The following is a 25,110-nucleotide window of genomic DNA, read 5'->3' on the forward strand; positions in this document are numbered from 1 at the left end:
GCGTACTGGGTGTATTCCCAGGCCCAGCTCAGCAGCCACAGGCCGACGGTCAGGCTGATGATTTCGCCGATGATCGCCAGAACGGTGTGGCCGCGCTCTGTCTTGATGGCGATTTCCAGCACGTTGGCGCGGATGTGGGTGTCCTCGCGCGAGGCGTTCACGGCGCCCAGGATATACAGCCAGATGGTCGGGTAGAGCATGGTCTCCTCCAGCCCCATCACCGGGATCTGCAGCAGGTACCGGGTGACCACCTGTACAAACTGGCCCAGGGCCACCAGACAGATCAGCCCGTCAGCAAGTATTTTGTGAATGTGTCCATCGGTCCTCCTTCCGGTGTCCCCTCACCGGGTTTGGCGGATTTGGCTGGACAAAGGGCATAAGATCAATTTGAAAATATCTCTGACTCCATCAATTTCCTTGATACCCATGCCATGAACTTCTCGATCCGCCAAATCTTCACCTTCCGCGAGGTCATGCGCAGCGGCTCCATTTCCCAGGCCGCGCGCACCGTCGGGCGCACCCAGCCCGCTGTCAGCACCATGATTTCAACGCTGGAGGGGGAACTGGGCTTCAGCCTGTTTGTCCGCGAGCAGGGCAAGCTGATCCCAACCCCGGAGGCCCGTTTCTTTCTGGAGGAATGCGAGGCCGTGCTGGAACGCATCGAGCGGATCGAGCGCACGGTGAGCAAGATCCGCAGCCATGAGGCCGGCAAGCTGCGGGTCGCCTGCCACCCGGCGGCGGCCGGGCTGTTCATGCCAAGGATTTTAACGGATTTTCTGCAAGGCAAGGATGATCTGGAGGTCTCGCTGATCATGCGGTCCTCGGATGTGATCGAGGATTTGATCGCCTCGCAGCAGTTCGACATCGGCTTTGCCGAAACCCCGGAGCCGCGCCCGTCCATCAAGCAGACGGACTTCGACCTGGAAAGCGTCTGCATCGTCCCGGAAAGCGATCCGCTGGCCTCGGCCGAACAGATCACGCCGCAGGATCTGGACGGGGCGCCGATGGCGGTGCTGTTTGAAAAGCACCCCATGACGGTCCGGACCGAGGCCGCGTTTCAGCGCAGCGGCTGCCGGTTCCGCAAGCGGCTGGAGCTGCGCACCTGGGCCCCCGGCCTGCAGTTTGTTGCGGCGGGCATGTGTTACATGATCTGCGACATGATCACCGCCTATGGCTGTTTGCAGCAGCGCCAGACAACCGCAGGGCTGGCGATTCGCCGGTTCACGCCGCGAATCAGTTCCAGCGTCTCGATTCTCACCCCCGGCTACGCCACCCCGTCCCTGACGTCCGAGGCCTTCACGGCGCGGCTGTGCGCCGCAATCGGGCATATGCAGGCGGAAATCGAAGCCAGTCTCAGCCTGTGATCGCGGCCCCGGCCCCGGAAAAGTCCCGAAAATGCTGCGGCACGGCGTAATTTTGTTTCTTTTGACTCCAATGCCTTAACCCGGGCTGCCCCTGCGGAAACCTGCAACTGCGGCACTTGGCGCGGGAACCTTTGCGGACTCCGGCGCGTTGACCGGCTGACGAAACCCGAAAGGACAGTACGATGAAACCTTCCTATATCTTCGCCGCCATCGCCGGCATTCTTGTGCTGGTTTTTGCTGTTTACATGGTCGACATCGACCAGACCGAAGAAACCCGCCTGCCTGACGTCGATGTCAAAGTTGAGGGCGGCCAGCTGCCCGAGTTCGAAGCCGAAGTCGGCGACATCGAGACCGGTACCAAGGACGTGACCGTGACCGTTCCGACCGTCGACATTCAGAGCCCGGAAGAAGACGCCAAGGAAGACGGCTAATCCGCGCTTTACAGGACGGAAAAAAAGCGCAGCGCACGCCGCTGCGCTTTTTTTTGCGCTCTGGTGCGGCCTGCATCGGGCTGCACGGCCCCCGCGGAATGCGGGCGGTCAGGGCCAGACTGCCTGGCACCGCCGCTGGGACCGCAAAAGCCCCTGCAAACCAGCCCTGTAGAATAAATTTGGAACAATCGCCGGCTGCACGCGTTAGGCCATCAGAGCATCATTAGGGGATACACAATGGAATATGGACTGATTGGCCTTCTGGTCCTTGCTGCCGACATCTACGCAATCATTCAGGTTCTGGGGTCCGGGGCCTCAACCGCCGCCAAGATCGTCTGGGTGCTCGTCATCCTTATCTTGCCGGTGCTGGGCTTCATCGCCTGGCTTGTCGCAGGACCGCGCTCCTCGGCTGCAAAAATCTGATCTTTACGCATACGGCATGTCCCGGCCCGGCTGTTCACAGCCGGGCCGTTTCCGTTTGCGCGGCAGCGCCGCCTCGCGGCCCTGTCACTCTGCCTGTTGCTGCGCATCCAGCAGGTTTTCGCCGCCATCCAGTCCCTCGCGCTCCCGCCGCGCGGCGCCGGCAGCCGCCAGTTCCGTCCGTTCGGGGTCGGCGGCCTCCGGCAAGTCCGCGCTGACGGCCTCCCGCGGCGCCTGTTTTGCGGCGGTATCCTTGGCCGGGGCTGGCGCCGCCTCTGCGGCGCTGTCCAGCCGGACCCTGTAGATCGGCTCCGGCAGGCCAAAGCCCGCTGCCTCCAGCGCCATCTTGGCGGCCCGGATCGCCTCGCCGCGCGCCTTGGCGAAATCCACCCGGGTCTGGTCCACCCAGCCGGTGAAGGTCAGGATCACGTTAGAATCCCCCACCTCGCTGATCCAGGCGCCGACTTCGGGATCATCCAGCACAAAGGGTTGCGCGTCCAGCGCGGCAACGGCGGTCGACAGCGCTGCCGCCAGATCCGCATCCGCATCCACCCCAAGGTCAAAGCCGAAGCGCCGCCGCGGGTCGCGGGTGAAATTCACGATACGGCCCTTGAACACCGTGGCATTGGGAATGCGGATGTGGTTGCCCTCTGGCGAAATCAGGATCGTCGCGCGCGAGGTCAGCCGCGCCACGGTGCCCTGATCGCCCTGGATATCGACAAAATCATTGGGCCGGAACGGCTGCCGCAGGCTGAGCAGGATCGAGGCGATGAAATTCTCCACCGTGTCGCGCACCGCAAAGCCAAGCGCCAGGCCGACCACCCCCGCCGCGCCCAGCACCGCACCAATCAGCGCGGTGGCATTCATAATGTCGAGCGCCAGCACCAGCCCGGTCAGGATGAACAGGATCCGCGCCACCGCCCTGTAAACATCGGCGATAAAGGCATTGGGCGCCAGCCATGTCCAGATGCCGATCCGGGTGGTCAGCAGCCAGCCGCCCGCCGCCACCGCCGCAAAGGCGGCCAGCGCCACCAGAAAGATCGGACCGTTTGCCAGCAGGTTGCGGGTCCGGGCCGCAATCCGCTCCATCGCCGGGGCCAGCCGCTCCTCCAGGGTGCCGCTGATCTCGGTCTCGTTCTCGATCGCCACCACCCCGGCGACCCGGTTGATGATCTGCGTCAGCCGGTCCTGGGCGGCGTTGTCGATCACCTCGCCGGTGATGCGGACCACCCCTTCGGACACCGACACAGTCACCGCCCCGTAGCCCTCGATTTCCGCCAGCAGCTTCTCGATCCGGTTCAGGATTTCGCTGTCGCGCACCGCCGCGTCGCCGACCTCGATCCGGCCGTCGGTCTGCACCGGATCCGCTGTGGTCTGCGCCTGGGCACCGGTGCCGCCAAGGCACAGCGCCGCCAGCAGGATTAATAAATGCAAACCCGCCAGCAGCGCCCGGCGCGCCCCGGGCCAGCGCCCTGCACGCGCGGTTAAACATGTCATGTCGCGGCTCAATTCCGCATCCTCCTGATGAAAAACCTGCCCCGCAAGTTGCAACCGGGGCCCAACCAGTCTTTGCCGCAGCAGACCGCCAGCGCAAGAGCGTAACCGCACCGGATCCGGGCGAACCTCCGCCGCCTGTTTAAATTTTATCCCGCTGATATGTCACAGTTTAATGCGCCTGACCCTACGTCGGTGCCATTCCTCACATTCAAAAAACTGAGGAAGACCAATGAGCACTACAGCCGCCGGCGCGCAAACGCCCGTTCTGATCCTGACCCCCAACGCCCTGGAGGCCGCGGACATCAGCGACTACCTGCTGCGGCGGGGGTACCCGGCGGTGAGCACCGAGACCCGCCTCGACGGGCTTGCCGCAGCGCTGGACTATGCCGCACAGCCGCCGCACCTTGTGTTCTTCGGGTTTCCGCTCAGCGTTCCCGCCGCCCGCGACTGGCTGCAGTCGGCCATGGCCAAGGAATGGCGCCTCATCCTGATCAACGGCGACACCACCGAGCCGGAGCTGCGGTCGCTGCCGATGCTGAGCCGCCCGTTCGCAACCCCGCATCTGGACGCGGCAATGCAGCTTCTGGGCGAATAGCCGCCTTTTGCCCGGCGGCAGCAGGCCTGTCTGCCGCCGGAGCCCTGTCCGGGACGGGGCCAGCCGTTTCGCCTGATGGCTGCACGGCAGAGATACCGCGCAATCACGGAACTTCGCAGCCGCCACCGCGTTCTCCTAGTGTTGCCGCCGCAGCGCGGCGGACCCCTGCACTTTCCCAAGGAGGACACGACATGGACGACGACCGCATCACCGGCAAATGGACCGAGCTGAAGGGCCGCCTGCGGGAAACCTACGGCGAACTGACCGAAAACGAGCTGGAAGAAACCAAGGGCGAGCGCCAGAAGCTGGAAGGGCTGCTGCAGCAGCGCCTGGGCAAGACCAAGGACGATATCCGCGAGACTGTCGACCGTATGCTGGAGAGCCTCTGACATGGCCCGCAGACCTGACAGTGACGCCGACGCCGCCGCCCAGCTGTGGAAACGCCTTGAGGACACCCGCACCGGCATGCTGTCGGTCGACGGCAGCAGCCAGCACCCGCAGCCGATGAGCCATTTTTCCGACCCTGACAGCGGCGAAATCTGGTTCATCACCTCCGCCGACACCGATCTGGTGGCTGCGGTCGGACTGGGGGCGGAGGCCACCTTCTGCTACCAGTCGCAAAAGGGCGATTACCACGCCTCGGTCAAAGGCCCGCTGGTGGTCTATCAGAGCGAGGAAAAGCTCGACAGCCTGTGGAGCCCGCCGGTGGCGGCCTGGTTCGAGAAGGGCCGCGAGGATCCCAAGGTCACCCTGCTGCAGCTGACCCCGCGCGAGGCTGCGATCTGGGCGTCGGATTCCAACCCGATCCTGGTCGGGCTGAAGATGCTGAACGCCGCAATGCGCGACGACGTGAGCGAACCGGACGTCGGCATTCACCGGGTGATCAACTTCAGCGACGTGGCCTGAAACGCGGCCTGACCCGCAGCCAGCGCGGCAAGCCGCAAACGATCAGGCCCGCCGGACAACACCGGCGGGCCTATTCCGTTCAGCCCTGATCCGTTCAGCGGGGCCGCTGCCCGGCGGCGGCAATCAGCCCGCGTTGCCGGCGAAGGCCATCGTCTCCAGAACCGCACTCAGCTGCTCCACCGTGTAGGGCTTTTTCAGGATTTTCAGCCCCGGGAAGCGCTTGGTGATGTCATCCGTTGCGCCGTACCCCGTGGCCAGCACCACCGCGATGCCCAGCTCGCGGCACCTCTCCACCACCGGCAGCGAGTTTTCCGGCCCCAGGTTCATGTCCGCCAGCACAAACTGTGTGCCGCCCCGCTCCAGCAGGTTCAGCGCGGTCTCGACCCCGCTGCAGGTCTCCACCTTTTCGGCGCCCAGCTGAGACAGCATGTCCGCCGCATCCATGGCGATGATCATGTTGTCTTCCAGCACCAGCGCATTGCCGGACAGGCGCGGCACGACCGACGCCTGCCGCGCGCCGGTCTTCGGCGCCGGGGCCGCAGGCTTTTCCGCCTTGCGCACATGGCGGGCGGGCAGCACAAAGTCCGCCTCCAGCCCGGTGAGCTGGTATCTCACGTTCGCTTCGCCCCGCAGCTCAAACGGCACCGATTGCTCGATCAGCGTGGTGCCGAAGCCCCTGCGCCGCGGTGCCTGGACCGGCGGGCCATCGCATTCGCGCCAGCTCAGCGCGGCGGTGCCATCGCCGTTCAGCGCGGTGCGGATTTCCACCCGCCCGGACGAGTCGCTGAGCGCGCCGTATTTGACCGAGTTCGTCACCAGCTCATGAATGACCAGCGCCATGCAGGTAAACGCCGCGGGCGACAGCTCCAGCGCTTCGCCGTCAATCGACACCCGGCTGGCCTTGCCCGACAGAAACGCCTCGGTTTCCGTCCCGATCAGCACCGTCAGCGGGCTCCAGTCCCATTCCGAGCCGGTCAGCTGGTCATGCGCCCGCGCCAGCGCGTGAATGCGCGCGTCCAGCACCTCGCCAAAGGCATCGGCGGATTTCACCGACTCCTTGCCCTGCGACACCAGCCCGCGGATCAGGTTCAGGATGTTGCGCACCCGGTGGTTCAGCTCCGCAATCAGCAGCTCCTGCTGGTCCTGCGCCCGCTTGCGGGCGGCGTTGTTCTCATCCGACAGCTTCAGAACCACTTCGATCAGGGTTGTGCGCAGGGCCTCGGCAGTGCGCTGCTCGCGCTGCTTCCACGGCTGGCAATGGCCGCGCGCCACCTCCTGCCAGGCCTCGAAACTCTTGCGCGGCGTCAGCCGCAGGCCATTCGGCCCCGGTTCGGCGGGTTTTTCGGGGTTGCCGGCCCAGGTCACCGATTTGATCACCTCGCGCCGGAACAGCACAAAATAATCCCGCGGCTTGCGCGACACCGGGATCGCCAGCAGCCCGGCCACCCGGTCCGCAAACCCGTCAGTGGCCGGATAGCGCTTGATCAGGTTGCTGTTGCTATAGACCTGCGCGGGCGGCGTGGTGTTCAGGAACCGCACCAGCCCCAGGAACTCCTCTTCCACCGGAGCGGATCCGGTCGATTTGTACTGCCCGTCCGAATAAATCGCGGCCCCGTCAAAGGGGATGACCTCGCCGATGCCGCTGCACAGGTCTTCAAAAGCCGCAAACAGGTTGGAGCCATTGGACAGCTGCGGCATCAGGCTGTCATGCAGCTCCCTGGAACGGTCGATGTCGCCCAGCTCATCGGCCATTTCCATTTGCGCCAGCTCATAGTTGAACAGCTGCGCAAACAGCTCCACCGAAGTGCGCATTTCATAGCTGAGGTACTGCGGCTTGGGGTGATGGCAGGCGAACAGACCCCAAAGCTGGCCATTGCGCAGGATAGACACCGACATCGAGGCCGCAACCCCCATGTTCCTGAGATATTCCATATGGATCGGAGACACCGCCCGGGTCACCGCCAGCGACAGGTCCAGCGGTTCGCCATTGGGATCGGTTTCCGGCAGCACCGGGTGGACCGGCGCCGTGACGTCGGGAATGATCCGCAGCATGTTGCGCACATACAGCGCCCGGGCCTGCTTGGGGATATCGCTGGCCGGATAGCGCAGGCCCAGAAACGGCTCCAGGTCCGAATCGCGGGCCTCCGCGATGACGGTGCCGCTGCCGTCTTCCTCGAACTTGTAGACCATGACCCGGCCATAGCCGCTCAGCGCTTTGAGGCCCCTTGCGGCCTCCTTCGCCATCGCGTCCAGCGCCCCGTGGCGCTGCACCCGGCCGATCAGTGCCTGCACCAGCCCCGGATCATGCACATCGCGCGCATCCGCTGCCCGGCGCTCGAACTCCAGAACGAACAGCCGCCCGGACTGGTGGATCGAGACGTCAAACTTCTGCCCGTCGCCGCGCAGGTCATAGCCGAACACCCGCACCGCGCTCTGCTGCATCCGCAGCATCTGCATCCGGGTGCGCAGATCGTGCAACGCCTGCGGGCTGAGAATATCCATCACCGGCCGCCCCGCCAGATCCGACTCATCCAGTCCCAGAACCTCGGCGCAATTGGCAGAGGCATGGGCGATGATCCAGTCCGCAGAAACCGCAATCAGGCAGCCAAAGCTCTGCACATGGCCGATAATATGGATCGGCTCCTGATCGCAGGTCGTCAGATCCACCTGCGCCTCGGCGGCACTGGAAGTTTCGTCAGGCATGAACCGCCCTCCCCTCGGCAGACTCAGCATCAATGCATTCTAAGCAAAATTCGAACAGGCCGGTAGCATCTGTGACAATCCGGTCCGCCGCCGCGCCGCCGGCCGGAAGCGCTTCGGCCCGGGCCACATAGCCGCGCCAGTAGTCCATATAGGGCGGCGCCGACAAATAGCTGCCCGCATAGGCGGTCTCCGGCAGGCCGCGGTCCAGCCAGCGCTTGCGCAGCACCTTCGCACCCAAGCGCGAGCCGGACACCACGTAATCCACCGCCAGCGGATGCGGGTCCAGCGGCAGCCGCGGCACAGGCGCCAGGCGGCCCAGCTGCTCCAGATCCGCGCCCGCCCGCTGCGTCAGATCACGGATCACCGGCGCGCAGGCGGCGCTCTGGCTCACCGGCTCCAGCGCCGCAAACAGCCGCCACTGCAGCAGCAGAAAACGCGCATAGCCCTCCGTGCCCTGCTGATCCAGCCGGGTTACCTGATCATCCAGCGCGGCATGGCAGTGCCGCGTGTCCCCGCGCAGCCGGGCACGCAAGTTCTCATATTGGGCCTTAGCCACGGAACCGTTCCCCCTAGTCAGCAGCACTATAGCGTTCGCCAAAACCGAATCAATGGGCTTCCGCCGCGATAAAAGACGGGGAAAAGCAAAGTTTTGCAACGCTTTAGGCGCCTTGCCCCTGCGCAAGCCGCGCTGGGGCGGCCCTTACCGCGGGGCACTTGGCCGGCCGGCTTCAGGCCTGGCCCCGCTGCTGCCGGGCTGCCTGCCGTATAGGCGCCCAGTTTAACTAACTTCAACGCAAGTCGCCGGCAGGCTCTTAACCCTGTGTTTACAGCCCTTTCCGGGAAAATGCGGCGAAAATCGGGCAAGCCTGCCGCAATTGCCCGGAAGCTGCCGCGAACATTCCGCAATTGGCTTCCAGCGTGAAGGCCAGCCCGCGCCCTCTGCCCGGGCCCCACGCCGCCACGAGGACCTGACGCTGTGCCGCATGACATCTTTTCCGCCGATCCGGCGCCGGCCTGCGAACTGCCCTGCGGCTTCAAGCTGCTGCAGGGCCAGTACCAGATCGAGCGGCCTCTGCTCAGCGGCGGCTTCGGCATCACCTATCTGGCCCGCGACAGCCTGGAACGCCGCGTCGTGATCAAGGAATGCTATCCGGCGGGACTCTGCCGCCGCAGCGGCACCGATGTGGAACCCAGCGCCCCCGAACATGCCAGATCCTGCCGCAACGTGCTGCGCGCCTTCCTGCGCGAGGCGCATCTGCTGGCGCGCGCCCGGCATCCCGCCATCGTCGGTGTCCACCAGGTGTTCAAGGAAAACCAGACCGCCTATATCGCGATGGAGTTCATCGACGGGCTGGACCTGCTCACCGTGCGCGAGGAGCAGCCGGAGCGGCTGACCGGGCCGGTGCTGCGCCGGATCCTCGATCAGTCGCTGGAGGCGCTGGACTGCCTGCACCGGCTGGGCGTCCTGCACCGCGATATCTCACCGGACAACATCCTGCTGGGCAAGGACGGCACCGTGACGCTGATCGACTTCGGCGCCGCCTGCGGCAGCACCCCCGATGACAGCACCGCGCTGCCGATGCTGCTGGCGGTCAAGGACGGCTATTCTGCCCATGAGCTTTACAGCCCCGATCTGCCCCAGCGCCCGGCCTGCGACCTCTACGCGCTTGGCGCCACGCTCTATTACCTGATCACCGGCGCTCCGCCCGCGGCCAGCCAAAAGCGGCTGGCGGCGCTGCTGGCGGGCTCTCCGGACCCCTGCCGCCCGCTGCTGGGCGGGCCCTGGGCCGCGGACCCGGCGCTGCTGGCGACCGTGGACATGGCAATGTCGGTGCTTCCGGCGGAACGGTTCCAAAGCGCCAGCGGCTGGGCCGCCGCCCTGGCGGAGGAAGACGCGCCGCAGCAGGCCGCAGACCCGCAAACCGGGCCGGCGGCCCCCGCGGCGGCAGCCGCCTGCGCCGACGACGGCAGCCGGCTGGCCGCGGCAATCTCCGAGCTGGTCGCCAAGACCAATGACAGCCTCAAACCCGGCCTGCCCCGCTCCGCCCGCCAGGCGCAGACCCCGCCTGCCGCCCCGCCCTCCGGACCGCGCCGCCCGCTGGTCAACATCTTCGGCGAGCCGGTCACCGACCTGGAGGCCTGGCTGGAAGAAGAGGATGCGATCTCCTGGCGCAAGAAAATCGCCCCTTCCGCGCAGCAGCCGCCGGGCGCGGCCCCGGTACCGCTGGCAGATCCGTCGGACCCGGCACTGGGCCTGCGCCGGGACAAGCCGACATTCGCCGGCCGCTTGCGCAGGATCTTCGGGCGTCCCGCCAACAGCCCGCAAACGGTTAAGAACTGAAGGGAATGGGTATGAAGTTCATCAAGGATATCATTGGCGAAAAGCGGGAACGAGTCCGCCTGGACGGCGCCGCCGCCCCAGCCGCGGAACCGGTGCAGCCGCCCGCAGAGGACACCGGCAGCCGCGCGCCCTTCAGCCTCGGCAGCAGCTTCCGGCTGGACCCGGAACCCGGTCCGCCCCCCGCCAGCCCTGACGCCGCCGCGGCTCTGACAGAGGCTTTCCGCGACCCGCCGGACGTGCCCGCGGCAGACCTGGACGGTGAACCGGACGATGATTTCGCCGGTTTGAGCGGGCCCGAACCGGAAGAAGATGCGATTGCCGCCTTCTTCGCCCGCGAGCAGACCCGGACCGCGGCACCGGACCGCCCGGACACCGCCGCCTTCTTCGCCGCCCCGGAGCATGACACCGCAGAGGCGGATCCCGCGGAAGCGCCGGAAGAGGATTTCTTTGCCCAGCCGGAACACGCAAACGACGACACGGCAGAGGCCGTCGCGGCGGATCCGGATTTCAGCCGCCTGCAGCAGCCGGAGCCGGACGCGGACACCGCCAGACCCTACCGGATCTTCACGCGCAGCCACACCGCCGGACGGACCCCGGACGCCATGGGAGACCGCACCGAAACCGCCGCAGCACCCGCTCCTGAGCTGGACCCGCAGCCGGAAGTGCAGCCCGCAGTGCAGCCGGAACCCGCCTTCATCGCGGCGGAACCCCCGGCCCCTCAGGCTGCCGCGGCCCCGGCAGCGCAGCCCGCATGGGAAGCGCCCCCGGCGGAGGCGCCGCAGGCCGCCGTCTGCGCACCCGCCGCCGCCCCGGCCGACGCGCCGATTGACGTGCCCGCGCCCTCGATGGGCCGCGGCGCCAGCCGCGCGGGCCGGGTCAAGACCCGCCTCCTGGGGTTCAGCCCGGCGCAGGCCGCCGCCAGCGACCCCTTCGCCCGCAGCGCAGAGGCCGCGGCGCCCGGCTACACCCAGTTTCCCGTCGGCTGGCTCGCCATCGTGCAGGGGCCGGGCCGCGGCGCCGCCTTCACCCTGTTCAGCGGCGTCACTGTGATCGGCCGCGGCGCGGACCAGACCGTGCGGCTCGACTTCGGCGACAACAGCATCTCCCGCGACAACCACGCCGCCATCGCTTATGATCCGGAGCAGAAGTCCTTCTTCATCGGCCACGGCGGCAAGGCCAACCTGGTGCGCCGCAACGGCCGCCCCGTGCTCAGCACCGAGGCGCTGTCGGCGGGCGACGTGATCCGGATCGGCGAAACCAGCCTGCGCTTCGTGCCGCTGTGCGGCGCGGACTTCGGCTGGGACCAGCCGCAACACAGCGATGCCGCAGATGCTGCATTCCGCTGAGATCGAATACGACGCCGCGACGGCCATCAGCCAGGGCCGCCGCGAGCGTCAGGAGGATGCGGTCGCCGCCGATTTCCCGGCCGGCACCGGCACCGGCTTTGCGGTGCTGGCCGACGGCATGGGCGGCCATGCGGCCGGCGACATCGCCAGCCGGATCGTGGTTACCGAGGTGTTCAGCGAGCTGAAACTGCAGGCTGGCGACCCGGCGGCGCTGGAACAGGCCATCGGCGCGGTGCTGCAGCAGGCCGCCAATGGCGCCGACGCCTGTCTTGGCGAATATGCCAGCCATCAGCCCCAGGCCCGCGGCATGGGCGCCACCCTGCTGGCGCCGGTGCTGTTTTGCGACCGGCTCTATTGGATCTCGGCCGGGGACTCGCCGCTCTACCTGTTCCGCGAGGGCCGCCTGATCCGGCTCAACGCCGATCACTCGATGGCGTCTGAATTGGATGGCCTGGTGGCCGAGGGCCGGATGGACGCCGCCGAGGCCGCCAGCCACCCGGACCGCCACTGCGTCACCTCGGTGCTGACCGGCGCGGGCATCCCCCGCCTCGACTGCCGCAGCGCCCCGGTGCGCCTGCAGGCGGGCGATATCGTGCTGGCCGCCAGCGACGGGCTGCAATTCCTGCCCGAAGCCGAAATCGCCGCCGTGCTGGCCGCCGAACGCCTGAGCCCCAGCGCCCGCATCGGCGCGGTGCTGATGCAGCGGCTGGAGGCGCTGAACGCGCCCGAACAGGACAATGCCGCGCTTTGCGTCATCAAACCCTTCGACCCGCGCGCCGGGCACCCTGAACCGGCCCCGGCTCCGGCCCCGGCACAGCCCGCACCGCCGCCGCAAACTCCGGCACCGCGCCCCCGCGCCGGACGCCGCGTCGTGACCCTGCTGGCCTCCGCGACATGGCGCGGCGCGCCCGCCGCCAGCCAAACCAAGACGGATGCACCGGTGTGAGCCTTCCCCAGCGAGACATAACCCCGCTTGCCGGCCAGCTGGAGCACACGCTCAGCACCGGGCTGCTGCCGCCGGACGTCACCGGCTGGGGCAGCCAGTTGCTGCAACGGCTGCGGCAGCCGGTCCGGGTGGCTGTCACCGGCGCCCCGGGCACCGGCAAATCGGCGCTGATCGACATGCTTCTGGGCCGGGTGGTGATCGGCAAGACCGCCGCGGGCCTGCCGGTCGAGATCTGCTACGGGCCCGAGGAGCAGGTGGTGTTCGACACCCCTGCGGGCACGCGCCGGCAGCAGGCCGGCTGCCTGGCAGACTCCGCCGTGCCGCCGGATGCGCTGCGGGTGCGCCAACACCTGCCCGACCTGCGGCTGCGCGCCCACAGCTTTTGCGAAATCCCGCTGGCAGGCCCGCCCGGCCGCCAGCAGGACACGCTGCAGCAGGCCGCCGCCATGGCGGACATCATCCTGTGGTGCAGCGAAACCTTCCCCGAGGCCGAGCAGGCCCTGTGGTCGGCGATGCCGGACAGCACCAAGGATCACAGCTTTCTGGTGCTCACCATGGCCGACCGCCAGATCATGCGCGGCATCCTTCCCGGCCTGATCCAGTCGCTGGAGCCGGTCGCCGCAGAGGAGTTTCTCGGCGTCTATCCGGTGGCCGCCATCCAGGGCCTCACGGCGCAGAACGCCGGCGCCCCGGCAGAGGATCTGTGGCGCTCCAGCGGCGGCAGGCAGCTGGCCGAAGACGTGCAGCGCCAGATCGGCCTGGGCCGCGCCTCGGATGCGGATCAGGCGGAACTGCTGATCCGCCAGTTTGGCGGCCCCCTCCCGGCAGACGCTCCGCCGCCGCCCGCGGCCAGCCCCGCCGCAGCACCGCCAGCCCCCGCCGCCAGCTTGGCCGCGGCGCTGGACCAGCTGCAAAGCGGCGCCGAGGACATGCTGGCCCAGGCCGAAGCGGCCGGCGGCCCGCAGGCAGGCCCTGTCCTGGCGCACTGCATGGACCTGATCCGCAGCCTGACCGCCTCGCTGGAGACCCTGCCCGGCAGCGCCGCGGTCAGCGCCGCCCGCGACGCCGCCCAGGACGGCGAGGAGCTGTTGATGCTGTGCCAGCTGGAACAGGACGAAGACGCGGCCATCGACGCGGTGACGCTGCTTTTCCAACTGAAGAAGGAGCTGGCCGAAGTCCCCCCCGGGTAGCGCCCGCGCCCGGAAACGCGCCCAAGAACACGCCAATGCAGGAACAGCAGATTCAGCCATGAACATGGAAGCCCAGATCGAGAGTGCCACCGACATCCGCGCCTCCGCGCGGCCGACCAACCTGAACGCCGGGCTGGAGCCGCTGGCGGCGTTTGCCCGCAAGGCGCAGCGGCTGGATACCGCGCTGGCCGCCCTTGCCGAGGTGTCGGGCGAGCGGGTCCGGCGCAGCCTCGCCCGGCTGCAGGCGGAACTCGCCGCGTTCGAGCCCAGCGTCACCCTGCTGGGGCAGGTGAAGTCCGGCAAGACCTCTCTGGTGAACGCCATGGCGGGCTGGGCCGACCTGCTGCCCTCCGACGTCAATCCCTGGACCTCGGTTGTCACCTCATTGCACCTGGAACCGGACGGGACCCGCACCGAAAACAAGGCCAGCTTCCAGTTCATGACCGAGGACGAATGGGACCGGCTGACCACCAAGGGCGGCCGCATCGGCGAAATGGCCGGCCGTGCCGGCGCCGGCAGCGAGCTGCAGAAGATCCGCGCCCAGATCGAGGAGATGCGCGAACGCTCCCGCCAGCGGCTGGGCCGCAAGTTCGAGCTCCTGATGGGGCAGAAGCACGACTACGGCTATTTCGACAAGAACCTGATCGAACGCTACATCTGCCTCGGCGACGACTTCGGCGGCGAGGAACCGGGCGCCGTGGACGAACAGGGCCGCTTTGCCGACATCACCCGCGCCGCCGATCTGTACCTGAACTGCCAGAGCGTGCCGCACCGCCTCTGCCTGCGCGACACGCCGGGCGTAAACGACACCTTCATGATGCGCGAGCAGATCACCATCCAGGCGATCCGCGACAGCCGCATCTGCGTTGTGGTGCTGTCGGCGGGCCAGGCGCTCACCTCGGTTGACATGGGGCTGATCCGGATGATCTCCAACCTCAAATCGCGCGAGGTGGTGATCTTCGTCAACCGCATCGACGAGCTGGCCGACCCCGCAAACCAGGTGGCCGAGATCGAGGCCAGCATCCGCCAGACCCTGCAAGCGCACCACGGCCCGCAGGAGGCCACCATCCTGTTCGGCAGCGCCTATTGGGCCAACAAGGTGCTGACCGGCGGGCTGGAGGATATGGATCCCGCCAGTTCCGCCGCGCTGCTCAGCTGGGCCGAGGCGTCGGTCAACGCGTCCCACGCCAAGGCCACCGCCCAGAACATGGTGTGGGAGCTGTCGGGCATCCCGGCCCTGAACCGCGCGGTCTGCGAACGCATCGCCGCCGACCTCGGCACCCCGCTGCTGACGCGCATTGCCGCCTCCGCCACCACGGCCGCCACCGGCCAGCAGGCCGCCAACGCGGTCATGGTGCAGGGCGAGGGCAGCGGCGGCGGCGCCAACCTGCACGACGTCCGCACCGCCTTTGAGGATCTGTGCCAGACCCACCTTGAGGCGCTGGAGGCAGAGGCGGGCCAGGTGCTCGACGCCTTCCGCGACCGCGCCGACCGGGCGCATGCCACCTTTACCGACCGCGCCACCCACGCGCTGATCGACCATCTGGAGAAATGGGGCGAGGACTGCCATTGGGAATACGACCCGGCCGGGCTGCGGATGCTGCTGCGCTCGGCCTATTCGGTGATGGCCAGCCGCCTGCAATCCGCCGCGCAGACCCGCTACGAGGCCGCGGTGCAGGATGTGGCAGAGCTGCTTTACGACGGCTTCGGCCCGGCGGTCGAGGGCATCCAGCTTGCGGTGCCCGAGGTGCCCCAGCCCGCCTCGCCGGTGGCGCTGGCGCAGTCCATCGCACTGGATTTCAACGATAGCTGGTGGGCCTCCTGGTGGCGCCGCACCCGCGGCTACAAGGCCTTTGCCAAACAGTTCCGCAGCCTGATCGCAGGCGAGACAGAGGACTTCATGACCCAGCTCAAGACCGTGCAGACCGCGGACGCCCGCGCCGCCATCCTCGCCCGGCTGCAGGGCTTCTTCGACGATCAGCGCGACATCCTGCTGGAAATCGCCGACTGCCGCCGCGGCGGCGGCGACATGCAGGCGCTGTTTGCCGGCGATGAGGCCCGCCGCCGCCAGACCCAGACCGCCACCGCCTTGGAAACCCTCAGGAGCTTCACCGCATGACCCAGCACACCGCCATTCCTGCCCCCCTCGCTCCGGACGCGGCCCCGGCGCGCAAGCCCCGCCTGGCGCTGATGGGGGAATTCAGCGCCGGCAAAAGCACCCTGACCAACCTGCTGGCCGGCCGCGCCCCGCTGCCCACCCGCGTCACCGCCACCCGGCTGCCGCCGGTCTGGCTGTCGCATGGGCCGGAGGGCGCCAGCCTCACCGGCACCGACGGCAGCGAAACCGAGGTGCCGCTGGAGGACATCGCCGCGGCACCGCTGGAAAGCACCGCGCTGATCCGCCTGACCCTGCCCGCCGAGGCGCTGGAGCTGTGCGACCTGATCGACATGCCCGGCATCTCCGACCCGAACATGCCCGCCAGCGTCTGGCAGGCGCTGCTGCCCGAGGTCGACAGCGTGATCTGGTGCACCCATGCCACCCAGGCCTGGCGCCAGTCCGAAGCCGCCGCGTGGGAGGAGATCTCCAGCCGTCTCAGCGGCCCCAGCACCCTGCTGATCACCCACTTCGACAAGCTCCGCAATCCCCGCGACCGCGACCGCGTGCTGCGCCGCGTGCAAAAGGAAACCGGCGATGCCTTCAACGCCATCTTCCCGCTGTCGCTCAGCCAGGCGCTGACCGCGGGCGACGACATGGAGGCGTGGAAGACCAGCGGCGCCGACCGCTTTGCCGAATATCTGGTGGATCTGCTGCTGAACTGGGCAGAGCCCGGCCGCCGCCCGGCCCAGGCCGCAGCCCCGGCCCAGCCCCAGTCTGCCCCGCAAATCGCACCGCAAGCGGGCGGAGGTCCGCGCGCCGAAGTGCTGGATTTCGGCAGCAAACGCGAGGCCGCCGCCAGTGCCGCTCCCGCCAGCCGGGTGATGCCGCGCCGCGTCGCGCCGCCGGCCAAGCGCAGCCAGCGCCCGGGCCGCGCCCGCCCTGAAACCCAGCCCGCCGGAGACTGACACCGCCATGCCAGCCGCTGCCGCCCCGGAGTGCCCGCGCCACGAAGGAGACCCAAGGTGACGCTTGCCCGCCAGCTCGACACCCTGCGCCAGAGCGCGGACGGCTGCCGCCTGGCGGCCTTCGGCGATCTGGGCGCCAGCATCGTTCTGCGCAGCAGCAGCGCCGCCAGCCACCCGCAGGAATACCTCGACGCGCTGTGCCAGCAGGCCCGCCGCGGCTTCCTGATGCTCGACGCCGCGGCGCAGGCCGGGCCGGAGGCAGCGTGCCCGCCCGCCGATGACATCCTGATGCTGGTCCCGGGCGAGGCCCGCCTCTGCATCCGCGCGCCCGATGGCTCCGGCGACGCGCTGCTGTGCGCCTGCAGCGACGCGGACACCGCCGCCCGCCTCGCCGCGCCTGCGCGGGCGCTGCTGGCCGGTCTCGGCGGGGGCGCAGGATGACCAGCCCTGCCCGCCAGCTCCCCGGCGCAAAGCCCGCCCCGGACGCCCTGCTCCAGGCGCTGCGGCAGCTGGCGCAGCCGGTGCAGGCGCTGACTGCTCAGGCTCAGCGCGCCGCCGCGGGGCAGGAACCGCTGCTGCCCGCCCTGCTGCGCGAAATCGGGGAAACCGTGCTGCCGCGCGAAATCACCCTGTGCATCGGCCAGGCCCCCGCCGCCGTTCTCACCGCCGCCCACCGCAGGCTCGCAGGCCTCAGCCTGGGCGGCACGGCGGAGGCGGGCGCCGCGCCGGAGGACCCCGCCGCCGCCGCCCGGCTGTTTGCCGCCCGGCTGCGCCGGCTGGAGGCGCAGGCCGCAGGCGCCGGCATCACTTTCCGCCGCCGCCCCTGCGCAGCGCCGCAGGGCGCAGGCAGCTGCACCGCCGCCCAGCTGCAGGAGGCGCTCGCCGCCGCCAGCCGCAGCCCGCTTGGCACGCTGCGCAGCGCCGCCGCAGCGCAGGCCCTGGCATGGATCCATTGCCCTGCCGGTGCGCAGGCGCCGGACAGCGGCGGCCCGCCCCCCCCTGCTGCAACAGCTGCAGGCGGTCCGCAGCGCCTTTGCCGCCAGCGCCGCCCGCCCGGGATCGGCCAGAATGCCCGCCCACAGGCCCGACTGCCTGCTGCTGCCGGTCTCACCTGATCTGCGCATCCTGGCCGCCGCGCATGAGGATGAGCTTCTGCTTCTGGCGCTGCCGCCCGGGGCCGTCCCCGGCCTGATCGAGACCTGGACCGCCCTGTTCTCCTGACCTCTTCTGCCCGGCACGGCTCAGACGGTGCACCCCGCCGGGCCGCAGCCGGCCGCGGGTCCGGCCCCGTCCGGCGCGGCGCCCGCCGCCGCCGGCGCGTCCTCCGCCATCAGCGCGGCAATTTCCGCCCCCAGCCGCAGCTCCGAAACCTCGCCGAAGTGATGCGCCCGCAGCTCCCCGTCCCTGCCGATCAGCAGCAGGCTCGGGGTGCCGCGCATCCCATAGGCCTCCATCGTGCGCGGCATCGGCCCGCCGCCGGGCCGGTCCACCCCTACCGGAAAGGTGATCCGGTATTCCTGCAGAAACGCCGCCAGCGACACCGGCGTCATCGCCGCGTGATGCTCAAACACCGTGTGCAGCCCCAGCACCGCCACCCGGTCCTGCGGAAAAGCCGCCCGCACCTTCTGCGCCAGCGGCAGCCCGTGGCGCACACAGCCCGGGCACAGCATCTGAAACGCCTCGATCACCACCACCCGGCCCCGCAGCGACTGCAGGGTGACGGGACCGGGGCTGTTGAACCACTGCACGGTATCAAGTTCGGGTGCGGGCATGTCTGTCTCCTTGTCTCCGCTCGGTCACAGGCGCCGCCCCGGCGCGCCGGCCAAAGGGGCCGCCGGGGCGGCAGGGGTCACAGCTTGCCCGGCAGGCTCAGATCGCCGGAGGCCACATCGAACACATCGGTGACACACAGCAGCGGCGCGTGGATATTGGCATTCACCCGCAGCGCCGCGGTGACTCCGTCATAGGCCGCGCCCTCCAGCGCCACCTCCCGGCCGAAGGCCGCTGTCACCGCGATCTCCGGCCCGTCGAACACGGGCGAGAATCCTGGGCTGTCGAGGAACACCGGGAACCCGGGCCAGGTCGCAGGCAGCTGCGGCGTCTCGCCTTCCGGAATGTCGCGCACCGCCAGCGCCCCGGGGCCGCAGGCCTCAGTTGGCGTCAGCACCACCCAATGGCTGTGCCAGACCACCCCGTCATTAGCCGGATCGCCGTCCTGGTTCTCGTCGAACAGGGGCGTGTCGTCGAAATCCGGGTGGCTGGTCGCCGCCAGCGCCAGAATGCCGGTGCCGCCCTCGAACCCAACCACCGACGGGTCCAGCGAGGTCGGCCAGACATAGGACAGCACCCCTGCCCGCCCACGGCGCCCGTTGCCTCCGGCACCTCGGCGCCCGCGTCGCCATTGGTGGTCATGTGAAAGGTCACCAGGTTGCCCTTGCGGTGCGCATGTGCTGCCAGAATATCAAAGGCCGCCCGCGTCCCGTCCGCCGATGCCGCCGACAGCACAGCGCCGTCCTGATCCGCCGCGCGGCCGTGGCCCTCATCTGCCAAAGCTGCGCTAGCCGCCAGCATCAGCGCCGCGCCCGAAATAAGTGAAATCCGCATTGCAATGTCTCCGTTATGCCCTTCGCGATGCCCTCTTGTAGTTTCGAGTCGCTATCTTTTTCAAGTATTATTTCGACTCGCTACTTTTCAGCCCGCACCACTCCAGCAGCCGGGCAGACACACAGAGACCTCCGCCGCGCGCCGCTGGCGGGCGGCTTCCGCACGGCGGAGCTGTCAGATCATCGCAGAAACGCGGCGCAGGCGGCGCTTACGCCCCAGGCGCCTTGTAGGCGCCGGCAATGCCGCTGGCCTTCTTCTGCATCTCGAGGAATTCGTCCGCGGTAAAGGCCCGCACGGTCCTGAGGTTGCTGACCGCACCGCTGGCGCCCACCGCCAGCAAGCCCGCCAGCAGGGCCGACACATCGTCAATGTTCACATGGATGGCAAAATCGCTGTCCCCCGTGGTCAGGAAAAAGCTTTCCTGGGTGCCGCCCGCCGCTTCGACCAAAGCACGGGACGCAGCCTCGCGGTCGCTGGGGCGTTCAACCATAGCCTTCATGGCAGAGGCGGTATAACAACCGGTCACGATAAATCTTGGCATTCTGACTCTCCCTTGGGGTAAAAGGCGAGCCGTTTTCGGGCACGATGCCGGATCGTCCGGCCCGCATGCCCCCAAGCTGCCATGATACCACAAGACGGGGCCGTTTGGCATGCCAAACCGGGCAGCGGGCCGGCGCCTGCCCCTGCCGGTCAGGAGGCGGGCGGGAACACGGCTGTTTTCTTGACCGTGCCGTACACGAAACTGGTGTCGATCGAGGCGATGCCGCCGATCGGGTGGATGCGGTTGCGGATGAAGCTTTCATAGGCTTCCAGGTCCGGCACCAGCACCCGCAGCTGGTAATCCATCGCCCCGGTCAGCACATGGCACTCCAGCACCTCGTCCATCCGCCGCACCCGGCCTTCAAAGGACTGAACGTCGGTTTCATTGTGCCGCTCCAGCCGGATCCGCACAAAGACGGTGATCGCCAGGCCATAGGCCGTGGCGTCCACATCGGCGCTGTAGCCGCGGATCACCCCGCTCGCCTCCAGGTTCCGCACCCGGCGCAGGCAGGGCGAGGGCGACAGGTTCACCGCCTCGGCCAGATCCTGGTTGGTCATCCGCCCGTCGCGCTGCAAGGCGCGGATGATCTGTCTGTCTTTGCTGTCCATGCGGCCCCCGATTGGCAGATTATGCCAAATTCTACTCTCTGGCTGGCATAATTGGCAATCCATCACCTTCCGGACAGGCGCAATATGGCAGCAACAGAGATCAGGAGCCCGACATGAAACGTTCCGCAGGATTTGCCACCCGCGCCATTCACCACGCCTACAACCCGCAGGACCACGACGGGGCGCTGACCCCGCCGCTGCACCTGACATCGACCTTCACGTTTGAGACCGCCGAAGCCGGCGGCGAGATGTTCGCGGGCGAGCGTCAGGGCCATATCTACAGCCGTATCTCCAACCCAACCTGCGACCTGCTGGAACAGCGCATCGCGGTGCTGGAAGGTGCCGAGGCGGGCCTGGCCCTGTCCAGCGGCATGGGCGCGATCACCGCGGTTCTATGGACGCTGCTGTCGCCCGGCGACGAGGTCATCGTCGACAAGACGCTTTATGGCTGCACCTTCGCCTTCATGCGCCACGGCCTGGCGAAATGGGGCGTCACCATCACCCATGTCGACATGACCGACCCGGAAAACCTGCGCGCCGCGGTGTCGGAGAAAACCCGCGTGGTCTATTTCGAGACTCCGGCCAACCCCAACATGCGGCTGGTCGACATCGCCGCCAGCGCCGAGATCGCCCATGCGGCGGGCGCCACGGTGGTGGTCGACAACACCTATGCCACCCCCTACCTGACCCGCCCGATCGAACACGGCGCCGACATCGTTCTGCACTCCGCCACCAAGTACCTGGGCGGCCACGGCGATGTGGTGGCCGGCCTGGTCGCGGGCACCGCCGAGCAGATCGCCGAGATCCGCCTGGTTGGCATGAAGGACATGACCGGCGCGGTGATGGCGCCCTTCAACGCGATGCTGATCCTGCGCGGCATCAAGACCCTGAACCTGCGGATGGACCGCCACTGCGCCACCGCCCGCACCGTCGCCGCCTACCTCGAGGCGCACCCCGCCGTCGGCGCGGTGTATTTCCCGGGCCTCGACAGCTTTGAACAGCGCGCTATCGCGGAACGCCAGATGGACCAGCCCGGCGCCATGATCGCCTTCGAAGCCAAGGGCGGCCTGGCCGGCGGCATTGCCTTCATGAACCGGCTGGAGATGATCCAGCGCGCGGTGTCGCTGGGCGACGCCGAAACCCTGATCCAGCACCCGGCGTCGATGACGCATTCCACCTACACGCCCGAGGAGCGCGCCGAGCACGGCATCAGCGACGGCCTCATCCGCCTGTCGGTCGGGCTGGAAGACGCCGAAGACATCATCGCCGACCTGGAGCAGGCCCTGGCCCCCGCCGCCCTTCAGGCCGCCGAGTAACCCGCCCTTCAAGGAGACCGCCATGCGCCCCGATCCTGCCCACCTCAAGACCATCGAACAGCGGCTGCTGTGGCTGTCGCACTGGATGGTCCACCACGCCAACCACATCCGCCCCAAGGCGGACGGGATCAAGGTGGGCGGGCATCAGGCGTCCTCGGCCTCGATGGTCTCGATCATGACGGCGCTCTATTTCTCCGCCCTGCGGCCCGAGGACCGGGTGGCGGTGAAACCCCACGCCGCCCCGGTCTTTCACGCCCTGCAGTACCTGATGGGCAACCAGACCCGGGAAAAGATGGAGAACTTCCGCGGCTTCGGCGGGGTGCAAAGCTACCCCAGCCGCACCAAGGACACCTGCGACGTGGATTTCTCCACCGGCTCGGTCGGGCTGGGGGTGGCGATCACCTCCTTCGCCTCGCTGATCCAGGATTACATCACCGCCAAAAGCTGGGGCGCAGACGCCCCGATGGGCCGCATGGTGGCCCTTGTGGGTGACGCCGAACTGGACGAGGGCAACATCTACGAAGCCCTGCAGGAGGGCTGGAAAAACGATCTGCGCAATTGCTGGTGGATCATCGACTACAACCGCCAGTCGCTCGACGGCATCGTCCGCGAGGGCCTGTTCGAGCGGATCGAGAAGATCTTCGACGCCTTCGGCTGGGACGTGGTGCGGGTGAAATACGGCGTCCTGCAGCGCGCCGCCTTTGCCGAACCCGGCGGCGACAAGCTGCGCGGCTGGATCGACGCCTGCCCGAACCAAGACTATTCCGCCCTCACCTTCATGGGCGGCGCGGTCTGGCGCCAGCGCCTGCTTGACGACCTTGGCGATCAGGGCGACGTCACCGCCCTGATCGAACGCCGCAGCGATGCCGAGTTGGCAGCGCTGATGGAAAACCTCGGCGGCAACTGCGTGGAGACGATGGCCGAAACCTTCGACGCCATCACCCACGACCGCCCGGTCTGCTTCCTGGCCTATACGGTCAAGGGCTGGGGCACCCCGATTGCGGGCCACAAGGACAACCACGGCGGCCTGATGAATTCCGCCCAGTTTGCCCAGTGGCAGGCCCATATGGGCGTGCCCGAGGGGCAGGAATGGGATCCCCTCGCCACCGTCCAGGACCCGGAAGGCCTGCGCCAGTTCCTCTCCGAAGTGCCCTTCTTTGCCCAAGGCACCCGCCGCTATGCCGACGCCCGCCTTCCGGTGCCCGAAATCGCCGCCCCCGCCGGACGCGAGATTTCGACCCAGATGGCCTTCGGCAAGATCCTCGACGATCTCTCCAAGGGCAGCAGCGACCTGGCGGACCGCATCGTCACCACCTCGCCGGACGTGACCGGCACCACCAATCTCGGGCCCTGGGTGAACCGGCGCAAGCTGTTCTCCCGCACCGCCCAGGCCGATGCCTTCATCGAACACCGCATCCCCTCCACCGCGAAATGGGAATTCACGCCGGAGGGCCAGCACATCGAGCTGGGCATTGCCGAGATGAACCTGATGCTGCTCCTGGGCGCGGCGGGCCTGTCGCATTCGCTGTTCGGCAAGCGGCTCATTCCCATCGGCACCGTCTACGACCCCTTCGTCAGCCGCGGCCTCGATGCGCTGAACTACGCCTGCTATCAGGACGCGCGCTTCATCCTCGCGGGCACGCCCTCGGGCGTCACCCTGGCCCCCGAGGGCGGCGCGCACCAATCCATCGGCACGCCGCTGATCGGCATGTCCCAGGACGGTCTGGCCGCCTTTGAACCCGCCTTCGCGGATGAGCTGGCGGTGATCATGCAATGGGCCTTCGATTATGTGCAGCGCGACGGCGAGGGCGATCCGGACGAACGCACCTGGCTGCGCGACGAGACCGGCGGCTCGGTCTATCTGCGCCTCACCACCAACCCGCTGGAACAGCCCGGCAAGCGGGCCGATGACGCCTTCCGCCAGGGCACCATAGACGGCGCCTACTGGCTGCGCCCGCCGGGGCCGAACTGCGAGGTGGTGATTGCCTACCAGGGTGCCGTCGCGCCCGAGGCGATCAAGGCCGCAGGCATGATTGCCGAAGAACGCCGCGACATCGGCGTGCTGGCAGTGACCTCTGCCGACCGGCTGAACTCCGGCTGGACCGCCGCCCAGCGGGCGCGCTCGCGCGGCAACGCCGCGGCGCAGTCCCATGCGGAAACCCTGATGGGTGCGCTGCCGCCGCACTGCAAGCTGATCACCGTGATCGACGGCCACCCCGCCACGCTGTCCTGGCTGGGCTCGGTCGCAGGCCATCAGACCATCCCGATGGGGGTGGAGCATTTCGGCCAGACCGGCACCATCGGCGACCTCTACCGCCACCACGGCATCGACGCCGCCGCCATCGTCGAAAAAGTGAACGGCCTCACCGCAGGCAAGCGGGCCGGCCGCGGCGCCTTTGCCGCGATGGCGCGCAGCTGAGGCCTGAAAAACGCGGGGGCGATCTGCCCCCGCCCCGCGCTTTTACAGCACCGCGCCGCTGAACTGCGCCAGCCCGACGCCGCTGTCCTGCAGCGCGCGGCGCACATCGGCGGCAATCGCCACCGCGGCCGGGGTGTCGCCATGCAGGCAGATGGTGTCGATCCGCGCCGGGATGCGCTTGCCGCTGGCGGTGATGATGGCGCCCTCGCGCACCATCTCGACCATCCGCCGCCCGGCCTCTGCCGGATCATGGATCACCGCGCCGGGCAGGCTGCGGTCCACCAGCGTCGCATCATCGTTATAGGCGCGGTCGGCAAAGATCTCGCAAGCGGTCTTGCAGCCCAGCTCCTGCGCCGCCTGCTGCTGCGCGGTGCCCGCCAGCACCATCACGATGATCTCCGGGTCCACCGACAAGGCCGCCTGATAGCAGGCCCGCGCCATCGCCAGATCTTCCGAGGCCATATTGGCCAGCGCCCCGTGCAGCTTCAGATGCCGCACCGCGCCGCCCGCCGCGCGCGCCATCGCCTGCGCCGCGCCCAGCTGGTAGCGCACCATGTTGCCCAGCGTCTCATGCGGCACCGACATCCAGCGGCGGCCAAAGCCCTGCAGGTCGGGAAAACCGGGATGCGCGCCGATGCCGGTGCCCTTGGCCACCGCGTGTTTCATCGTCGCCGCCATCACGTCCGGATCGCCCGCATGATAACCGCAGGCGATATTGGCCGAGGTCACGATATCCAGCAGCCCGGCATCATCGCCCAGCGACCAGGCGCCAAAGCTTTCGCCCATATCGGCATTCAGATCGACAGTTCGGGTCATGTCA

General features: G+C 68.3%; 24 protein-coding genes and 2 pseudogenes. 17 read left to right on the forward strand and 9 right to left on the reverse strand.

Going from position 1 to position 25,110, the window contains the following annotated elements; all coding sequences use genetic code 11:
- Positions 1-319, reverse strand: a pseudogene (locus R2C4_RS20515) (TRAP transporter small permease); the annotation flags it as partial.
- A gap of 112 nt (positions 320-431) precedes the next feature.
- Here R2C4_RS20515 and R2C4_RS20520 point away from each other — a divergent pair.
- The 3 genes from R2C4_RS20520 (at position 432) to R2C4_RS20530 (ending at position 2,218) form a co-directional block, all read left to right on the forward strand.
- Positions 432-1,364 (forward strand): LysR family transcriptional regulator, encoded by a 933-nt coding sequence (locus R2C4_RS20520; protein WP_141892178.1) that lies wholly within the window; start codon positions 432-434, stop codon positions 1,362-1,364.
- Between the two features lie 182 nt (positions 1,365-1,546).
- Complete coding sequence (locus R2C4_RS20525; protein WP_141892179.1) at positions 1,547-1,795, forward strand: hypothetical protein; 249 nt, start codon at positions 1,547-1,549, stop codon at positions 1,793-1,795.
- 237 nt (positions 1,796-2,032) lie between these two features.
- Positions 2,033-2,218 carry a PLD nuclease N-terminal domain-containing protein gene (locus R2C4_RS20530; RefSeq protein WP_141892180.1) on the forward strand — a complete coding sequence of 62 codons (186 nt, stop codon included), beginning with the start codon at positions 2,033-2,035 and terminating at the stop codon, positions 2,216-2,218.
- A gap of 84 nt (positions 2,219-2,302) precedes the next feature.
- Here R2C4_RS20530 and R2C4_RS20535 read toward each other — a convergent pair whose 3' ends face one another.
- On the reverse strand, positions 2,303-3,712 hold the full coding sequence (locus tag R2C4_RS20535) for a mechanosensitive ion channel domain-containing protein (RefSeq protein WP_244940839.1): 1,410 nt from the start codon (positions 3,710-3,712) through the stop codon (positions 2,303-2,305).
- 229 nt (positions 3,713-3,941) lie between these two features.
- On the opposite strand from R2C4_RS20535, the gene R2C4_RS20540 reads away from it, so the two are divergent.
- The 3 genes from R2C4_RS20540 to R2C4_RS20550 all read left to right on the forward strand — a co-directional run bounded on the left by R2C4_RS20540 (position 3,942) and on the right by R2C4_RS20550 (position 5,213).
- Positions 3,942-4,307, forward strand: coding sequence for a hypothetical protein (locus R2C4_RS20540; RefSeq protein WP_058285669.1), 366 nt, complete (start codon positions 3,942-3,944; stop codon positions 4,305-4,307).
- Between the two features lie 191 nt (positions 4,308-4,498).
- A complete protein-coding gene (locus R2C4_RS20545; RefSeq protein WP_141892182.1) occupies positions 4,499-4,696 on the forward strand; it encodes a CsbD family protein in 198 nt (65 codons plus the stop codon).
- Between the two features lies 1 nt (position 4,697).
- A complete protein-coding gene (locus tag R2C4_RS20550) occupies positions 4,698-5,213 on the forward strand; it encodes a pyridoxamine 5'-phosphate oxidase family protein (RefSeq protein WP_027245959.1) in 516 nt (171 codons plus the stop codon).
- A 123-nt stretch (positions 5,214-5,336) separates the two neighbouring features.
- On the opposite strand, the gene R2C4_RS20555 is transcribed toward R2C4_RS20550, so the two are convergent.
- Both R2C4_RS20555 and R2C4_RS20560 read right to left on the reverse strand, forming a co-directional pair.
- The gene (locus R2C4_RS20555) at positions 5,337-7,916 is read right to left on the reverse strand and encodes an HWE histidine kinase domain-containing protein (RefSeq protein WP_141892183.1); all 2,580 of its coding nucleotides are present in this window, start codon (positions 7,914-7,916) and stop codon (positions 5,337-5,339) included.
- Positions 7,909-8,472: a biliverdin-producing heme oxygenase gene (locus tag R2C4_RS20560; RefSeq protein WP_141892184.1), complete on the reverse strand. Its 564-nt coding sequence runs from the start codon at positions 8,470-8,472 to the stop codon at positions 7,909-7,911. Before R2C4_RS20560 ends, R2C4_RS20555 begins: the two co-directional genes overlap by 8 nt.
- A gap of 420 nt (positions 8,473-8,892) precedes the next feature.
- On the opposite strand from R2C4_RS20560, the gene R2C4_RS20565 reads away from it, so the two are divergent.
- From R2C4_RS20565 to R2C4_RS21285, 9 genes are read left to right on the forward strand one after another with little or no spacing between them, the layout of a single operon-like run.
- A complete protein-coding gene (locus R2C4_RS20565) occupies positions 8,893-10,257 on the forward strand; it encodes a serine/threonine protein kinase (RefSeq protein ID WP_141892185.1) in 1,365 nt (454 codons plus the stop codon).
- Positions 10,258-10,268: 11 nt separating this feature from the next.
- Positions 10,269-11,603, forward strand: coding sequence for an FHA domain-containing protein (locus R2C4_RS21440; RefSeq protein WP_244940840.1), 1,335 nt, complete (start codon positions 10,269-10,271; stop codon positions 11,601-11,603).
- On the forward strand, positions 11,587-12,549 hold the full coding sequence (locus R2C4_RS20575; RefSeq protein WP_141892186.1) for a PP2C family protein-serine/threonine phosphatase: 963 nt from the start codon (positions 11,587-11,589) through the stop codon (positions 12,547-12,549). Before R2C4_RS21440 ends, R2C4_RS20575 begins: the two co-directional genes overlap by 17 nt.
- Positions 12,546-13,739, forward strand: coding sequence for a hypothetical protein (locus R2C4_RS20580; RefSeq protein ID WP_141892187.1), 1,194 nt, complete (start codon positions 12,546-12,548; stop codon positions 13,737-13,739). Before R2C4_RS20575 ends, R2C4_RS20580 begins: the two co-directional genes overlap by 4 nt.
- A 58-nt stretch (positions 13,740-13,797) precedes the next feature.
- Positions 13,798-15,858 (forward strand): dynamin family protein, encoded by a 2,061-nt coding sequence (locus tag R2C4_RS20585; RefSeq protein ID WP_141892188.1) that lies wholly within the window; start codon positions 13,798-13,800, stop codon positions 15,856-15,858.
- On the forward strand, positions 15,855-16,802 hold the full coding sequence (locus R2C4_RS20590; protein ID WP_141892189.1) for a dynamin family protein: 948 nt from the start codon (positions 15,855-15,857) through the stop codon (positions 16,800-16,802). Before R2C4_RS20585 ends, R2C4_RS20590 begins: the two co-directional genes overlap by 4 nt.
- A gap of 57 nt (positions 16,803-16,859) precedes the next feature.
- The gene (locus R2C4_RS20595; RefSeq protein WP_141892190.1) at positions 16,860-17,243 is read left to right on the forward strand and encodes a hypothetical protein; all 384 of its coding nucleotides are present in this window, start codon (positions 16,860-16,862) and stop codon (positions 17,241-17,243) included.
- The gene (locus R2C4_RS20600; RefSeq protein WP_141892191.1) at positions 17,240-17,917 is read left to right on the forward strand and encodes a hypothetical protein; all 678 of its coding nucleotides are present in this window, start codon (positions 17,240-17,242) and stop codon (positions 17,915-17,917) included. Before R2C4_RS20595 ends, R2C4_RS20600 begins: the two co-directional genes overlap by 4 nt.
- Positions 17,871-18,023, forward strand: coding sequence for a hypothetical protein (locus tag R2C4_RS21285; RefSeq protein WP_167510299.1), 153 nt, complete (start codon positions 17,871-17,873; stop codon positions 18,021-18,023). The genes R2C4_RS20600 and R2C4_RS21285 overlap by 47 nt, the downstream gene beginning before the upstream one ends.
- 20 nt (positions 18,024-18,043) lie before the next feature.
- On the opposite strand, the gene R2C4_RS20605 is transcribed toward R2C4_RS21285, so the two are convergent.
- The 4 genes and pseudogenes from R2C4_RS20605 to R2C4_RS20620 form a co-directional block, all read right to left on the reverse strand.
- Positions 18,044-18,574 carry a redoxin domain-containing protein gene (locus R2C4_RS20605; RefSeq protein WP_141892192.1) on the reverse strand — a complete coding sequence of 177 codons (531 nt, stop codon included), beginning with the start codon at positions 18,572-18,574 and terminating at the stop codon, positions 18,044-18,046.
- Between the two features lie 77 nt (positions 18,575-18,651).
- A pseudogene (locus R2C4_RS20610) lies at positions 18,652-19,406 on the reverse strand (hypothetical protein).
- A gap of 208 nt (positions 19,407-19,614) precedes the next feature.
- Entirely contained in the window at positions 19,615-19,947 is a 333-nt protein-coding gene (locus R2C4_RS20615) for a GYD domain-containing protein (RefSeq protein ID WP_141892193.1), read from the reverse strand.
- 149 nt (positions 19,948-20,096) lie between these two features.
- Positions 20,097-20,555, reverse strand: coding sequence for an Lrp/AsnC family transcriptional regulator (locus R2C4_RS20620; protein WP_058285682.1), 459 nt, complete (start codon positions 20,553-20,555; stop codon positions 20,097-20,099).
- A gap of 113 nt (positions 20,556-20,668) precedes the next feature.
- On the opposite strand from R2C4_RS20620, the gene R2C4_RS20625 reads away from it, so the two are divergent.
- Positions 20,669-21,871, forward strand: coding sequence for a methionine gamma-lyase (locus tag R2C4_RS20625; protein ID WP_141892194.1), 1,203 nt, complete (start codon positions 20,669-20,671; stop codon positions 21,869-21,871).
- Positions 21,872-21,893: 22 nt separating this feature from the next.
- On the forward strand, positions 21,894-24,290 hold the full coding sequence (locus R2C4_RS20630; protein ID WP_141892195.1) for a 1-deoxy-D-xylulose-5-phosphate synthase N-terminal domain-containing protein: 2,397 nt from the start codon (positions 21,894-21,896) through the stop codon (positions 24,288-24,290).
- 42 nt (positions 24,291-24,332) lie between these two features.
- Here the strand turns inward: R2C4_RS20630 and R2C4_RS20635 are convergent, their stop codons facing one another.
- A complete protein-coding gene (locus R2C4_RS20635; RefSeq protein ID WP_141892196.1) occupies positions 24,333-25,106 on the reverse strand; it encodes a LamB/YcsF family protein in 774 nt (257 codons plus the stop codon).
- Positions 25,107-25,110 lie beyond the last annotated feature (4 nt).

Source organism: Leisingera aquaemixtae (assembly GCF_006740765.1).
Lineage (GTDB): Bacteria > Pseudomonadota > Alphaproteobacteria > Rhodobacterales > Rhodobacteraceae > Leisingera > Leisingera aquaemixtae.